This window comes from Edwardsiella ictaluri ATCC 33202 (assembly GCF_000264785.1).
Lineage (GTDB): Bacteria > Pseudomonadota > Gammaproteobacteria > Enterobacterales > Enterobacteriaceae > Edwardsiella > Edwardsiella ictaluri.
Genome location: NZ_AFJI01000062.1, coordinates 15,065 through 29,039, shown reverse-complemented (window position 1 = coordinate 29,039; position 13,975 = coordinate 15,065). Strand labels below are relative to the sequence as shown.

The 13,975-nt window shown below is 58.4% G+C and carries 13 protein-coding genes and 1 pseudogene; 7 read left to right on the top strand and 7 right to left on the bottom strand.

What is annotated here, in order from left to right; translation table 11 throughout:
* The first annotated feature begins 120 nt into the window (after positions 1-120).
* From EIEH_RS17655 to EIEH_RS09135, 3 genes are all read left to right on the top strand, one after another.
* A complete protein-coding gene (locus EIEH_RS17655) occupies positions 121-300 on the top strand; it encodes a hypothetical protein (RefSeq protein WP_071525714.1) in 180 nt (59 codons plus the stop codon).
* 104 nt (positions 301-404) lie between these two features.
* Positions 405-533, top strand: coding sequence for a hypothetical protein (locus tag EIEH_RS19955; RefSeq protein WP_015870277.1), 129 nt, complete (start codon positions 405-407; stop codon positions 531-533).
* Positions 530-907 carry a type II toxin-antitoxin system death-on-curing family toxin gene (locus tag EIEH_RS09135; RefSeq protein ID WP_015870278.1) on the top strand — a complete coding sequence of 126 codons (378 nt, stop codon included), beginning with the start codon at positions 530-532 and terminating at the stop codon, positions 905-907. Before EIEH_RS19955 ends, EIEH_RS09135 begins: the two co-directional genes overlap by 4 nt.
* Before the next feature lie 32 nt (positions 908-939).
* On the opposite strand, the gene EIEH_RS09130 is transcribed toward EIEH_RS09135, so the two are convergent.
* The 3 genes from EIEH_RS09130 to EIEH_RS17650 form a co-directional block, all read right to left on the bottom strand.
* On the bottom strand, positions 940-1,257 hold the full coding sequence (locus EIEH_RS09130; protein WP_015870279.1) for a helix-turn-helix domain-containing protein: 318 nt from the start codon (positions 1,255-1,257) through the stop codon (positions 940-942).
* A 1-nt stretch (position 1,258) separates the two neighbouring features.
* Positions 1,259-1,603 carry a type II toxin-antitoxin system RelE/ParE family toxin gene (locus tag EIEH_RS09125; RefSeq protein WP_015870280.1) on the bottom strand — a complete coding sequence of 115 codons (345 nt, stop codon included), beginning with the start codon at positions 1,601-1,603 and terminating at the stop codon, positions 1,259-1,261.
* A 171-nt stretch (positions 1,604-1,774) separates the two neighbouring features.
* Positions 1,775-1,993, bottom strand: coding sequence for a head completion/stabilization protein (locus EIEH_RS17650; protein WP_232347353.1), 219 nt, complete (start codon positions 1,991-1,993; stop codon positions 1,775-1,777).
* A 28-nt stretch (positions 1,994-2,021) separates the two neighbouring features.
* Here EIEH_RS17650 and EIEH_RS18990 point away from each other — a divergent pair, with 28 nt between their 5' ends.
* Positions 2,022-2,693, top strand: coding sequence for a phage portal protein (locus EIEH_RS18990; RefSeq protein ID WP_239642631.1), 672 nt, complete (start codon positions 2,022-2,024; stop codon positions 2,691-2,693).
* 1,127 nt (positions 2,694-3,820) lie between these two features.
* Here the strand turns inward: EIEH_RS18990 and EIEH_RS09115 are convergent.
* A pseudogene (locus tag EIEH_RS09115) lies at positions 3,821-4,668 on the bottom strand (MurR/RpiR family transcriptional regulator).
* Between the two features lie 152 nt (positions 4,669-4,820).
* On the opposite strand from EIEH_RS09115, the gene yfhb reads away from it, so the two are divergent.
* Positions 4,821-5,468 carry a phosphatidylglycerophosphatase C gene (yfhb, locus tag EIEH_RS09110; RefSeq protein ID WP_370447960.1) on the top strand — a complete coding sequence of 216 codons (648 nt, stop codon included), beginning with the start codon at positions 4,821-4,823 and terminating at the stop codon, positions 5,466-5,468.
* Positions 5,469-5,499: 31 nt separating this feature from the next.
* Here yfhb and yiaY read toward each other — a convergent pair whose 3' ends face one another.
* The gene (gene yiaY / locus EIEH_RS09105; protein WP_015870286.1) at positions 5,500-6,651 is read right to left on the bottom strand and encodes an L-threonine dehydrogenase; all 1,152 of its coding nucleotides are present in this window, start codon (positions 6,649-6,651) and stop codon (positions 5,500-5,502) included.
* A gap of 261 nt (positions 6,652-6,912) precedes the next feature.
* Complete coding sequence (gene pspE / locus EIEH_RS09100) at positions 6,913-7,251, bottom strand: thiosulfate sulfurtransferase PspE (protein WP_015870287.1); 339 nt, start codon at positions 7,249-7,251, stop codon at positions 6,913-6,915.
* A 197-nt stretch (positions 7,252-7,448) separates the two neighbouring features.
* On the opposite strand from pspE, the gene tadA reads away from it, so the two are divergent.
* Entirely contained in the window at positions 7,449-7,961 is a 513-nt protein-coding gene (tadA, locus tag EIEH_RS09095; protein WP_015870288.1) for a tRNA adenosine(34) deaminase TadA, read from the top strand.
* 22 nt (positions 7,962-7,983) lie between these two features.
* Here tadA and mltF read toward each other — a convergent pair whose 3' ends face one another.
* Positions 7,984-9,408: a membrane-bound lytic murein transglycosylase MltF gene (mltF, locus tag EIEH_RS09090; RefSeq protein WP_015870289.1), complete on the bottom strand. Its 1,425-nt coding sequence runs from the start codon at positions 9,406-9,408 to the stop codon at positions 7,984-7,986.
* A gap of 280 nt (positions 9,409-9,688) precedes the next feature.
* Here mltF and purL point away from each other — a divergent pair, with 280 nt between their 5' ends.
* Positions 9,689-13,579, top strand: coding sequence for a phosphoribosylformylglycinamidine synthase (gene purL / locus EIEH_RS09085; protein WP_172468378.1), 3,891 nt, complete (start codon positions 9,689-9,691; stop codon positions 13,577-13,579).
* Positions 13,580-13,975 lie beyond the last annotated feature (396 nt).

Here is a 13,975-nt window from a genome sequence, read left to right as displayed (position 1 = left end):
TAATGTTGTGGTTAGAGACCCGTTGTTGTTGGTAGCACCTGCAGGCTTCGTTGTTTTTGTATGACTCTTGTCATACACTTGCTTTACTAACTATAGAAAAATATAGCAGGGGTATAGCAAGTGTCAACCATTTCTATTCAAGGTAAAGGCAGTAAGCAAATCGCGTTACGAGTAGATCCAGCTCTTGATGCCGGAATTCAGCAGGCACTTAAAGCTGATGGTGATGCCTCTGTTTCCGCGTGGATTAAGCGAATTATCAGGAAAGAGCTTCAGTCGCGTGGTATTAAGACAAAAGAGTAGCGGCCAGATATACTCTTGATAAAAGAGTATCAGAGGTAAAAATGATGGCGAAAAATAGTAGCTCCACCAATAGATACGGTATCAAAGTCGTAAAAAGAGACTGCGTGAGCGGGCAGTTCGCCCCCGTCGAAATGAAGCTGGACGGGCCGGAAGGCGAGCGAGTGATTAAAAAGTCGGCAGAGCGTATTTATGCCAGACACAACAAGGTTATTAAGGCGTTGGCTAACCGATGATGGATGCACATCTGGTCATTGGAATTCACGATTTTATTCTTGCTCATGAGCCGGGGCTGGTTGGCTATCAGGATGCTGGCCGGGTTGATGCTACGCTGGCGCGGGTGGATAACCGCATTCTGTATGAACAGATGAATGATATTTTCCAGATAGCCGCCGCTTATGCAGTTTCCATTGCCAGAGGGCATGTTTTTGCTGATGCTAACAAGCGAACAGCACTGGTAACGGCGTTGACATACCTTGATATGCAGGGTGTGAACCTTAAACGGACGCAGAAGCTGGAAGATATTATGGTGGATGTGGCCGAGGGAACGCTGGATTTGGATGATTTGGCAGATATTTTCTATACCCTTAGCGATGTAAATGCTTCCTGAAAACAGCCCGATAAATCGGGCTGTTATGGTTCTCAGGCTAACACTACTTTCACGCTACCCGGCGTCCGGCGCGGCTTTCCAACCACGATTTGCACGTCGCGCCCTAAGCGGGTCAGACATTCCAGCATTTTGGCTTCACTGATGCCCCGGAACTGCCCACGCAGCATATTGGACAGTTTGGGCTGCGTCATCCCCAGCAGTTTTGCTGCTTGTTCTTGCGTCAGGCTACGGCTTTTAATGATGTTTCCAATAGTGGTGGCAAGCTGAGCTTTTAACAGCATTTCCTCGGCATCATCTCTGCCAATATCGACATAAACGTTGCCGCTGCTGACTTCAATATCATGGCTCATATTATGCTCCTCTGGCATGGTTTTCTGCGGCTTTTAGCCGTTCGCGGATCTTGTCCATATTGAGCTTTGGCGTGGCGATTCCCGATGAAGACTTTTTCTGGAATACGTGCGAAACGTAGACGGCATCACCGAACTTAACGGTATACACTGCACGATAAGTATCACCGAGAAAGTCTTCTACTACCTCAAGTACGCCAGCTCCACTAAACCCCTTCAGTGGCTTGGTCTGTGAGTGTTTACCTCCTACCTGTGCCAGATGCAGGGCATAGCCGAAAATATCCTGTACTTCTTCAGGCAATGACTGGAGGTCTTTTTTTGTACTACCAACCCAATATAGTGACTTCATCCGCGTTATCCATGCGTCAGATTATATCTATATGGATATAATCTAATATGGCTGGTGGCTAATGTATAGTCAAACTGGAAAGGGGATACATTGGCGTAAATTAGGTAGGTGGCGCCCCAACCAGTGCTTAGATAAAGCGGTACAGTGCGCATCGCATACCCGTACTCTTTCTTATATCAGAACAAAGGTACTGCGCGGCTTCCTCAGAATATCCCGCACGGCAAAGCGGGCATCGCGCGCCAGATCGTCGGCGGTGCTTTCCTTCTGTTCCGCCAGTTTGCTATCGTGGGCGGTGGCGTCAAAGTTGCGGTAGCGCTCCAGTTGGTTGGCGTGCGTCAGGCTATATACGGCGCGACGGTAACGGTGCAGGTTGACGCTTTCGCCATCCAGTTGCTCGCTGGTGGTTTCCTGAATACAGGTGACACTGCGCTGCTCCTGCTCCTGCTCCTGCTCCCTTGCGCTGGATTATCTGGTGTTTGGCAACGCCTACTTAGAGCGGCAGGAAAACCGGCTGGGACAGCCGTTAAAACTGGTGCCGGCGCTGGCGAAAGACGTCCGGCGCGGCAAGGCACTGGATAACTATTTCTTTGTCCAGCCAGGTCAAGTAGATCATGAGTTTACGCCGGGCAGCATTGGTCACCTGCTGGAGCCGGATATCAATCAGGAAATCTACGGCCTGCCGGAGTACCTGTCCGCCCTGAACGTGGCATGGCTGGATAACGCCGCCACGCTGTTCCGTCGCCGTTACTATAAGAACGGCGGTCATGCCGGTTTCATCCTCTACCTGAGCGCTCCTGCTCATAACGAAGCAGATATCGAAGCATTGCAGGAGGCGCTGGCGGATAGTCGTGGCCCTGGCAACTTCCGTAATCTGCTGATGTACCTGCCAAACGGTAAGCCGGACAGCGTGAAGGTGATCCCTATCGGTGAGGTGGCAGCAAAAGATAACTTCTCCGATATCAAAAGCGTCAGTCGTGACGATCAGCTAGCCGTGCACCGGGTACCGCCTGCCCTGATGGGGGGCCGAGTAACGCCGGAGGTTTTGGCTATGCCATCAAAGCGGCGAAGGTATTCAACTGCAACGAGATAGAGCCGCTGCAGGCGCGGTTCAAAGAACTGAACGACTGGCTGGGGATGGAGGTTATCCGCTTCAGAAAGTACCGCCTTGCTGATGATGACGCAGGGCCATCCTGACCTTTACCTGTACTCATCAGCGCCACAGTGTACTTCTCAGCCCGCTTCCTGCGGGCTTTTTTACGTCTTCTTACCGCCAGAATCTCCGGTCAACACCGCCAGCGCGCCGTTGTGACCCTGCCACGCCTGCGCAGTAAATAGATCGCTTTTTTGGCACTTGTTCTGGGGCACTGTGGCGGGCCGTACAGAGGGCTGAAGGTGAGTTTTAAGGCGAACGGGGAGCATGCGGATTTATTCAGTCTGTGTATGCAGTACGGCGATAAGATAGGCAGTAATCTGGGATTTGACGGGCATTTTTGGATCGCGCGTCGGAAAAAGGTAACTTCCGTAACTCCTACGTAAAAAGTAATTTAATACCATGATTTATTTATAGAAAAAAGGTTACCCCTAAAAGGTAATCTGAGGGAACCAAGAAGGTAATCTATTTTTCAATATCGTATAAAACAATTTGTTATGTAATTTAAAAATGACTCTTTAAAAAGGTAACCTGATAACCTTTTGGTTACCAAAAACTTACCCTTCCTATTTTTAATAAAATTTTTTAAATTCAATGCATTGCTTATGTTTTTTATTGCAGATTACCAATGTTATCTTTTTCCGAGGCCCCCACGGACTTTGGGATATATGAGAATAGATCGAAAAATAACCGTCTTGCCGATTGTTCTCTATTCGCAATGAGTACTGTGGGTTTGGTGTGAAACTGGCGGTGCAGTGTTGTAAGAAAAGGAAGGTGGCTGGCCAGATCTGCGTTACGAGGTTGTTCTACTACCGTTCCTGTATAATTTACAAAAGCAACGTAAAATGTAATGTATGTTATTAATCTATTGTTTTATAAATTTTTTTGCCCAATGGCACACATGTCGCAGTTGATGCACTTCTTAGTAATCAGTAACGCCATTCTAGTCACTTACGCATATAGTCTTTAAAAATCATCTTGATAGTGTAACTCTATGCTCCGCACTATCACGCACTGTCTGTATTTTTTCACAGTATAAACCACATTGAAAAACCTTTCTGTGCCGACTATTCCAGCGTTTTGACCGGCGCACAGCTGTTGCGGATAGACTGGCAGGCGTGCTCTGCGTTCTGCTGGACAATCCCCATATACAGCAGATCCGTCAGGGCGCTTTGCGCTTTGCGCAATGCGTGAGGAGATGGCAGTGGTCTGATCGGCGTGGGCATCGATGACGATATACAGCGTCAGCGACGCCAGATCCTGCAGGGGATTGGGAGAGAAACCGGTCAGGGCCAGCACCTGGGTGTTGCGGCGGCTATGTTGACCTCTTTGCGTTCGCCGCTGTAGGAGATGGCCATCAGGAGATCCTGCGGTTGCATGGCTTGGGCACAGGCTATCTGCATATGGGTATCCGATTCGGCGTAGGCCGCCAGGCCAATCTGCATCAGCTTATTGGCGAAGTCCCTGGCCACCAGGCCGGAGGCGCCGAGGCCGGTAATGACGATGCGCCGGGCGCCGAGCAGCATGCGCAGCGCCCGCTGCAGCTGCTCCTCATGGTTGATGGTCAGGGTGGACTGCAGCGCCGCGATCTTTTCCGCCATCAGCTTTTCGCCGACCACCTTGAGCGGATCGTGGCGTAGAATACCGTGATGGAGCGCGGCCTCGTTAGCCGGCGCTTGATGGCGCAGCAGATGGGCCGAGATATCCTGCTTTAGCGCGGGAAAACCGCGGAAACCCAGTTTTTTGGCGAATTTAACCACGCTGGACTGGCTTATGCCGAGCGTATTGGCCAGCTCCTGAGAGCTCAGCTTGCCCAGTTGCTCCGGCGAGGAGAGAATAAAATCGGCCAGCTTACGCTCGTCTCGTTTTGTGCCAGCGAATGATAAAGCTGCTTTATTCTCACCAAGCTGCTCATAAATGTCCCCTTTGCATGCGAGGGGATAGTTTGCCATAGTCAGACTCATGAGGCGAAACCTCACTTGCTGCATAAACACCATATCATGACGCCATCGTCATCATTTGTCTGCGCGAGTGACATAGACCCGACGCGGGTAACGGGAGGCGGTCGTGATACATCAGCGGGAACATTCGGTGTGCAGGCAGGTCTTTTTTGACCTGGACGGTACGCTGCACCGCCAGGATCTGTTTGGCTGCTTTCTGCGTTTTATGCTGTGGCGACTGCCGCTGAATTGGCCGCTGGTGCTGCTGTGCCTGCCGCTGGTGGGGCTGGGGCTGCTATTCGCCGGGAGGGCGGCGCGGCGTCCGGTCAGCCTGCTGCTGTGGAGTATGACCGCAGGCCGCCCGGAAGGGTGCCTGCGAACGCTGGAGACGCTGTTTGTGGAGCAGTTTCGCCACCGGGTCCAGCCCTTTCCCCTGGTTAGGGCGCGCCTGGATGACTATTTGGCGAGCCCGATGACGCGGGTCTGGCTGCTGACCGGCTCACCCGAGCAGCTGGTGGAGCAGGTGTATCGTGACAGCGGTATTCTGCTGCGCGTGACGCTGATAGGTACTCGGATGCACCGTCGCTTCGGTGGTTGGACGCTGACGCGCCGCTGTCTGGGGCGGGAAAAGGTGCGCCAGCTGGAGCGCTGTCTCGGGCGCCCGCTGCGGCTGTACAGTGGCTATAGCGATAGCCGCCAGGATGATGTGGTGCTGAGCCACTGCCGCTTTCGCTATCGGGTTGATAAGGAGGGCGCGCTGCGGCGCCTGCCTTAATCGGGGGCCCCACCGTCGGCGGGGCAGGGGTTCACAGCGCGGCGCGGAAGATCGCCACGATCTCTGCATGACTGGCCTGGATCGGGTTGGTTAGACCGCAGGCATCCTTCAGGGCGTTGTTGGCCAGGGTGTCCAGATCCTCTTCACGAACCTTCAGCTCGCGCAGACCCACCGGGATCGCCACGTCGTGGGCCAGGCTGCGGATTGCGGCGATGCAGGCCTCAGCTCCCTGCTCGTTGTCCATATCCTGAACTGCGACGCCCATTGCTGCCGCGATATCCTTCAGACGACCTGCGCAGGCACGGGCGTTGAAGCTCTGCACGTGGGGCAGTAGTATCGCATTGCAGACGCCGTGTGGCAGATCGTAGAAGCCGCCCAGCTGGTGAGCCATCGCATGGACATACCCCAGAGAGGCATTGTTAAAGGCCATCCCTGCCAGAAATTGGGCGTAGGCCATGGCTTCGCGCGCCGCCATGTCGTCGCCGTCGCGGACGGCGTCGCGCAGATGGGCGCAGATCATCGTGATGGCCTTCAGCGCGCAGGCATCGGTGATCGGCGTCGCAGCGGTAGAGACATAGGCCTCTACGGCGTGGGTCAGGGCATCCATTCCGGTAGCGGCGGTCAGCCCCTTCGGCATACCGCGCATCAGCTGCGGATCGTTGACGGAAAGGATCGGAGTGACATGCTTGTCGACGATGGCCATCTTAATGTGACGCTGTACATCGGTGATGATACAAAAGCGCGTCATTTCAGAGGCGGTACCGGCGGTAGTGTTGATGGCGATCAGCGGCAGCTGCGGGTGCTGTGAGCGATCGACCCCTTCATAGTCACGGATATCCCCGCCGTTGGCCGCCACCAGCGCGATGCCTTTGGCGCAGTCGTGGGGCGAGCCGCCGCCCAGCGAAATTACGCAGTCGCAGCCATGCTCGCGCAGCAGCGTCAGCCCTGCGGCGACGTTATCGGTGGTCGGGTTGGGATGCGTGCCGTCATACACCGCGCTTTGAATGCCCACCCCGGCCAGCAGTGCCTGCACATCGCCGACGATGCCCAGACGGCTGAGCACGCTGTCGGTGACGATGAGCGCCTGGTTGTAGCCGTACTCTTTCATCGTCGCCGCCGCCTCGTTCAGGCAACCGCGACCGATCATATTTACACTGGGAATAAAAAACGTTGAGGTCGTCATCGACAACTCCTTTGGTGTTAGTAAATTAACAACCAAGATAGCCTGCCGATGAATTATTACAGCGATCCCGCGCACGGAATGATGAAAATTAAATGTTTAGAAAACTAACAATTAATGTTTTCCTGTATTAAATTGCCATAACCAGCCGATATCGCTGCTATTTTATACTTTTTTAAAGCGATTTTTTACTGAACGAATAATAAGTTGGCATCCGCCGATGCGGCTGCAGTGTGGCTGCAGACCGCCGCGCGCAGAGTGTTATTATTTTACCATTTGCTGGTGCGTGGCGACCTGCTCCAGCCCGCCCGCATTGACGGCGTGGCGGTAGCCCATCTGCAGCAGCAGCGCTTCCGCCTGGCCTGACTGGCGTCCGCTGTTGCAATAGAGGTGCAGAGTGTCATTCTTGTCCTGGGTCAGAGTGCCAATGCGCTGCGCCAGGTTTTTGAGCGGAATATTGTGTGCGCCCTTGACGTGTTCCTGCCGGTATTGCTCCGGTACACGGACATCGATCCAGTACTCTGCCGCCCACAACGGGGCGGATGTCGCCAGCAGGCCTGCCATCATCAGGCCCTGTTTCATGCGCCGAATTTGTGCAAACATCCAGATATCTCCTGAGAATAATTAGGCTATGCCCTTTTTCCCTCCTTGATACGGTGGGCAGGTGCCGGCGTATCATACGCCTGCGCCGCGGCAGCTGTCCGCTTCCGCGTGGAGAAATGGGGCAATAGCGCCAATTAGACGCGGCGGGTGCGCAGGGGCTGTGTATAATGCGCGCCGGAAACAGAAAGGGGTAACGTGTGACGCAACGCGATGACAGTGACTGGATGCGCCATGCCCTGCAGCTGGCGGAAAAGGCCCGAGCGCAGGGCGAGGTGCCGGTCGGCGCCGTTTTGGTATTGAACGATCGGGTGATTGGCGAGGGGTGGAACCGGCCGATTACCCGTCACGATCCGACTGCACACGCCGAGATCATGGCGCTGCAGCAGGGGGGGGCCGTCATGCAGAATTACCGTCTACTGGAGGCGACGCTGTATGTAACCCTGGAGCCCTGCGTGATGTGCGCCGGGGCGATGGTGCACAGCCGCATCCGGCGGCTGGTATACGGCGCGCCGGATCTCAAGACCGGCGCGGCGGGTTCGCTGCTGGATGTTCTGGGACACCCGGGAATGAATCACCGGATCGAGGTATGCGGCGGTGTGTTGGCCGATGCGTGCGCAGCGCAGCTGAGCGATTTTTTCCGCCAGCGGCGGGCGCAGAAGCGGGCAGAGCGAGACGCCCGCCGCAGTGCCCACAGCGACGACGCAGAGTAAGGCGCTGATCGGACGGCGCGGCTCAGCGTGGGCCGAGCAGCGCCAGCTGGGTCGCCTCTGCCGCCTCTCGCTTCTCCTTTTCCTGCAGATAGCCGCGCAGGCTGACGGTATAGCGGCGAATGTTTTCGACATACTGATAGGCTTCATGCCCACGCGCATAGCCATAGGTCAGCCGCTGGTAGTATTTCTTTTGGCTCAGCAGCGGAAGACGCTGTTTGACATCTGCCCAGCTGTCGGGATTTGCCCCCTGTTTTCGGGTCAGCTGGCGGACATCCAGCATGTGTCCATAACCCATATTATAGGCGGCCAGGGCGAACCAAATCCGCTCATCCTGTGGAATGCTCTCCGGCAGCCTCTCCATCAGCCGCTCCAGGTACAGAGAACCACCGGCGATGCTCTCCTCCGGATCGAGGCGATCCTTAACCCCCAGCCCTTCGGCGGTGGCGCGGGTCAGCATCATCAGCCCGCGTACGCCGGTCGGCGATGTGGCCTGGGGATTCCAGTGCGACTCCTGATACGAGATTGCGGCCAGCAGCCGCCAGTCCATTTTGCGCGCATGCTGGGTAAAAAAGTCCTGTAGCGACGGCAGCACGCTATCGATGGCGGAGAGGAACGTACGGGTATCGACGTAGTCGAAGCTGCCGACGTGGCCGATATATTTTTCCTCCAGGCGCGCCAGGGTACCGTCTTCAGCGCTCTGGCTAAAGAAGTCCAGCATCGCCGCGTACAGGCTGTCATCCTCGCTGCGGTTGAGATACCACATGACCGGCTCTTCATCGCTGATATCGAAGGCGACCGCCACCTGCGGGTGGATGCGCTGAAACAGGGAGATCGCCATCGAATCCGCCACCGTATAATCCAGCTTGCCTTCGGCGACCTGCTTAAGCAGCTCGGTTGCCGACAGGCTGTCGCTGCTCTGCCACTGCAGGCCAGGGTACTTTTGCTGACGGTAGTGCTCCAGGGTGGTGATATGGGCCGATCCGGACTGCACCATCAGGGCGCCGCTGAGATCGGCCAGGTTACGCGGGCGCACCTTGCCCTGGCGGTAGACCAGCTGCTGGGAGACGGAGTAATAGGTCGGCCCGGTGCGATAGCGGTGCAGCCGCGCGCTGTTGTACAGCAGTCCGGCTGCAATCATATCGGCATTCTGTCCATCCAGATCGTCAAACAGACCCGGTAATGTGGGGCGTACAGTGACGTGCAGCTTCACGCCCAGATAGTCGGCGAAGCGCTTGGCCAGCTCATAGTCCAGGCCGGAGATCGCATTGCCCTCACGCTGATAGGTGAGTGGCGAGACGATGGTGCTGACGCGCAGCTCCCCCCGGTCGAGGATCTGTTGTAGCTGGTTTTCATTACCGCTGCGCCACGGAATATTGGGCCACAGCGCCAGCGCTAAAAGCGCAGAGACAATACCGATAAGGTAATAATTATATTTTATACGTTTCAAATAGTTATCCCATGACGGTCTAGCGGGATGCGGTTGCTGGTGTTAAAAGTGGAATAAAGGTCAAGCCAATCATGCAGGCGCATTTTGCTTAACAAAACGCCAGCGTGCAACTTTAACCGCATTATTGATCAATAAACCAGCCCACTGCGCTCTTTACAAGAAAGGCTACGCAAACGGTTTCGTCGGCGCGGGAGATTCACTATAATGGCGTCCGGTTTCCCCCTGTTTCGCCCATTGAGGCGGCTGTAAACAGCTTCCTCGCAGACGAGAGAATCAAATCATCATGGAAATTCTGCGCGGCTCTCCCGCTTTATCGCCCTTTCGTGTTAATCAGCTGCTGTCTGCCTGCCGCGACGCGTCCCTGCTTATCGACGCGATTTACGCCGAGTACATTCACTTTGCCGACGTCAGCGTGCCGTTGGATCCGGTGGCGCGCGATACGCTGTGCCAGCTGCTGACCTATGGGCCATCGCAGGCGGCCCGCCCGCAGTCAGGACGGCTGCTGCTGGTCACGCCGCGCCCGGGCACGATCTCCCCCTGGTCATCCAAGGCGACGGATATCGCCCGTCACTGCGGACTGGTGCAGATCCGCAGGCTGGAGCGCGGTCTGGCTTACTACATTGAGGGTGAGACGCTGGATCAGGTGCAGTGGCAGACGCTGTGCGATCTGCTGCACGATCGCATGATGGAGCGGGTCTTCACTGAGCTGGAGCACGCCGGGCAGCTGTTTGAGCAGCATACGCCGCAGCCGGTGCAGTCTGTGGATATCCTTGGTGGGGGATGGGCCGCGCTGGAGGAGGCCAACCAGCGCCTGGGGCTGGCGCTGGCGCAGGATGAGATGGACTACCTGATCAACGCCTTTGTCCGCCTGGCGCGTAACCCGAGCGATGTCGAGCTGTATATGTTCGCACAGGCCAACTCGGAGCATTGTCGTCACAAGATTTTTAATGCCGACTGGATTATCGACGGGCAGCTGCAGGAGAAATCGCTGTTCCAGATGATTAAAAACACCTACCGGCAGACGCCTGAGCATGTCCTGTCCGCCTATAAGGACAACGCGGCGGTCATGGAAGGCTCTGCGGTGGGGCGCTTCTTTGCCGACGCCGACAGCGGTTGCTATGACTTCCATCAGGAGCCGACGCACATCCTGATGAAGGTGGAGACCCACAACCACCCGACGGCGATCTCGCCCTGGCCGGGGGCAGCGACCGGCTCCGGCGGGGAGATCCGCGACGAGGGGGCGACGGGGCGCGGCGCCAAGCCGAAGGCGGCGCTGGTCGGCTTCTCCGTCTCCAACCTGCGTATCCCGGGCTTTGAGCAGCCCTGGGAGCAGGACTTTGGCCGTCCGGCGCGCATCGTCAGCGCGCTGAATATCATGACCGACGGACCGCTGGGTGGCGCGGCGTTTAACAATGAGTTTGGGCGTCCGGCGCTGCTGGGTTACTTCCGCACCTATGAGGAGCGGGTCGACAGCCATAACGGTACGGAGCTGCGCGGTTACCACAAACCGATCATGCTGGCAGGCGGCCTCGGCAACATTCGCGCCGGGCACGTGCAGAAGGGGGAGATTACCGCCGGTGACTGCCTGATCGTGCTGGGCGGTCCGGCGATGAATATCGGCCTGGGGGGCGGCGCCGCCTCGTCGATGACCTCCGGTCAGTCCGATGCCGATCTCGATTTTTCCTCGGTGCAGCGTGATAACCCGGAGATGGAGCGCCGCTGCCAGGAGGTCATCGACCGCTGTTGGCAGCTGGGCGATGCCAATCCGATCCGCTTTATCCACGATGTGGGCGCCGGCGGCCTTTCCAATGCCATGCCGGAGCTGGTTAACGATGGCGGCTGCGGCGGCCGTTTTGAGCTGCGCGACATTCCCAACGACGAGGCGGGCATGAGCCCGCTGGCGCTGTGGTGCAATGAGTCACAGGAGCGCTATGTCCTGGCGGTGGCGCCGCAGGATCTGGCGTGCTTTGCCGCCATCTGCGAACGGGAGCGAGCCCCTTACGCGGTGATCGGCGAGGCGACAGAGGCGCGTCAGCTGACCCTGAGCGATCGGCACTTTGACAACCGTCCCATCGACATGCCCCTTGACGTGCTGCTGGGGAAAACGCCGAAGATGACGCGTACGGTGGAGACCCTGCGGGCCACGGGGCATGCCCTGGATCGCGGCGGCATCGTGCTGGCCGAGGCAGTACACCGGGTGATGCACCTGCCGGCGGTGGCGGAGAAAACCTTCCTGATCACCATCGGCGATCGCAGCGTGACCGGCATGGTTACCCGCGATCAGATGGTGGGCCCGTGGCAGGTTCCGGTAGCCGACTGTGCCGTGACCAGTGCCAGCCTGGACAGCTACTACGGCGAGGCGATGTCGCTGGGGGAACGCGCCCCGGTGGCGCTGCTGGACTTCGCCGCCTCGGCCCGTCTGGCGGTCGGGGAGGCGCTGACCAACCTGGCGGCCTGTCATATTGGCGATATTAAGCGGATCAAGCTCTCCGCCAACTGGATGGCGGCGGCGGGGCATCCCGGCGAGGACGCCGGCCTGTATCAGGCGGTGAAGGCGGTGGGTGAGGAGCTGTGTCCGGCGCTGGGGCTGACCATCCCGGTCGGCAAGGATTCGATGTCCATGAAGACCCGTTGGCAGCAGGAGGGACAGACACGGGAGATGACCGCCCCGCTGTCGCTGGTGATCACCGCGTTCGCCCGGGTGGAGGACGTGCGGCGTACGGTAACGCCGCAGCTGCAGCCCGCGCAGGATAACGCGCTGTTGCTGATCGATCTGGGCGCCGGCCGCAACGCGCTGGGGGGCAGCGCGCTGGCGCAGGTGTATCGCCAGCTGGGGGATACGCCCGCCGACGTACGTGATACGGCGCAGCTGGCGGGCTTTTTTAGCGCCATGCAGGCGCTGGTGGCGCAGGGGCTGCTGCTGGCCTACCACGATCGCGGCGACGGCGGGCTGCTGGTTACCCTGGCAGAGATGGCCTTTGCCGGCCACTGCGCGCTGGATATCGATATCGCCGCGCTGGGCGACGACGCACTGGCGGCGCTGTTCAGCGAGGAACTGGGGGCGGTGATCCAGGTGGCGCGCCGCGATCTGGCGGCGGCGCAGGCGCTGCTGGCCGGACACGGTCTGGCGGCGGTCAGCCACGAGATAGGTCGGGCGCTGCCGGGCGACCGCCTGCGGATCCAGCGCGGTGGACAGACGGTGTATGACCAGAAGCGCTCTACGCTGCGCGCCTGGTGGGCAGAAACTACCTGGCAGATGCAGCGTCTGCGCGATAATCCCCTGTGCGCCGATCAGGAGCATCAGGCCAAGCTGGTGGAGGAGGATCCCGGCCTTAACGTGACCCTGAGCTTCGATCCGCAGGAGGATATTGCGGCGCCCTTCATCGCCCGCGGCGCGCGACCGCGCCTGGCGGTGCTGCGGGAGCAGGGGGTGAACTCGCACGTCGAGATGGCCGCCGCCTTCCATCGCGCCGGGTTTGAGGCGCAGGATGTGCACATGAGCGATATCCTTTCCGGGCGGACGACGCTGGAGGCATTCCAGGGGCTGGTGGCCTGCGGCGGGTTCTCTTACGGCGACGTGCTGGGCGCCGGAGAGGGCTGGGCCAAGTCGATTCTGTTCAACGCCCGCGCCCGCGACCAGTTCGGCGCCTTCTTCCTGCGTCCGGATACGCTGGCGCTGGGGGTGTGTAACGGCTGCCAGATGATGTCTAACCTGCGTTCGCTGATCCCGGGCGCCGAGCTGTGGCCGCGCTTTGTCCGCAACGCGTCCGAGCGCTTTGAGGCCCGCTTCAGCCTGGTCGAGGTCAGCGACAGCCCGTCGCTGTTCCTGCAGGGGATGGCCGGGTCGCGCCTGCCGATCGCCGTCTCCCACGGCGAGGGGCGGGTCGAGGTGCGCGATGAGGCTCACCTGACGGCGCTGGAGCAGCAGAATCTGGTGGCGCTGCGCTACGTCGACAACGTTGCGCAGGTTACCGAACGCTACCCGGCCAACCCGAACGGCTCCCCCAACGGGATCACCGCGCTGACCACCCGGAGTGGGCGGGCGACGGTGATGATGCCACACCCGGAGCGGGTATTCCGTACGGTGAGCAACTCCTGGCACCCCGCCGGGTGGGGCGAGGATGGCCCGTGGCTGCGCATGTTCCGCAATGCGCGGCGCGTGCTGGGCTGAGCCGCACGGCGGGATAGCTGGCGGCCTTCAGGCCGCTTTTTTCTTCTGTTTCCTGCGCGCTAAAAAAGCGTCGCGATGCCGTTGGCGCTGCGCTGGGATTGCTCTTAATATGACACAATATTAATTGTGACCACTTTTTATTTTGAGTGAGTTATGCAACCATATTCTCGGTTGCTCATTTGGCCCTTTATGTCAGCGCCTATCACGGCCGGCTCCATAAAACATCGAATGACGCCATTAGCACGGCGCCTACCGTCCGGAAATATCGATAACAGCCGCCTCGGCGCTTTATCAGGCACAGGACGACACGTTGAGTGAGGCGCCACCTATTCTGCCCTGTGCCGATAAGGCGCAGGTCGCGCGACGGGGCCGCAGCCCCGTCGGCACGCCATCAGG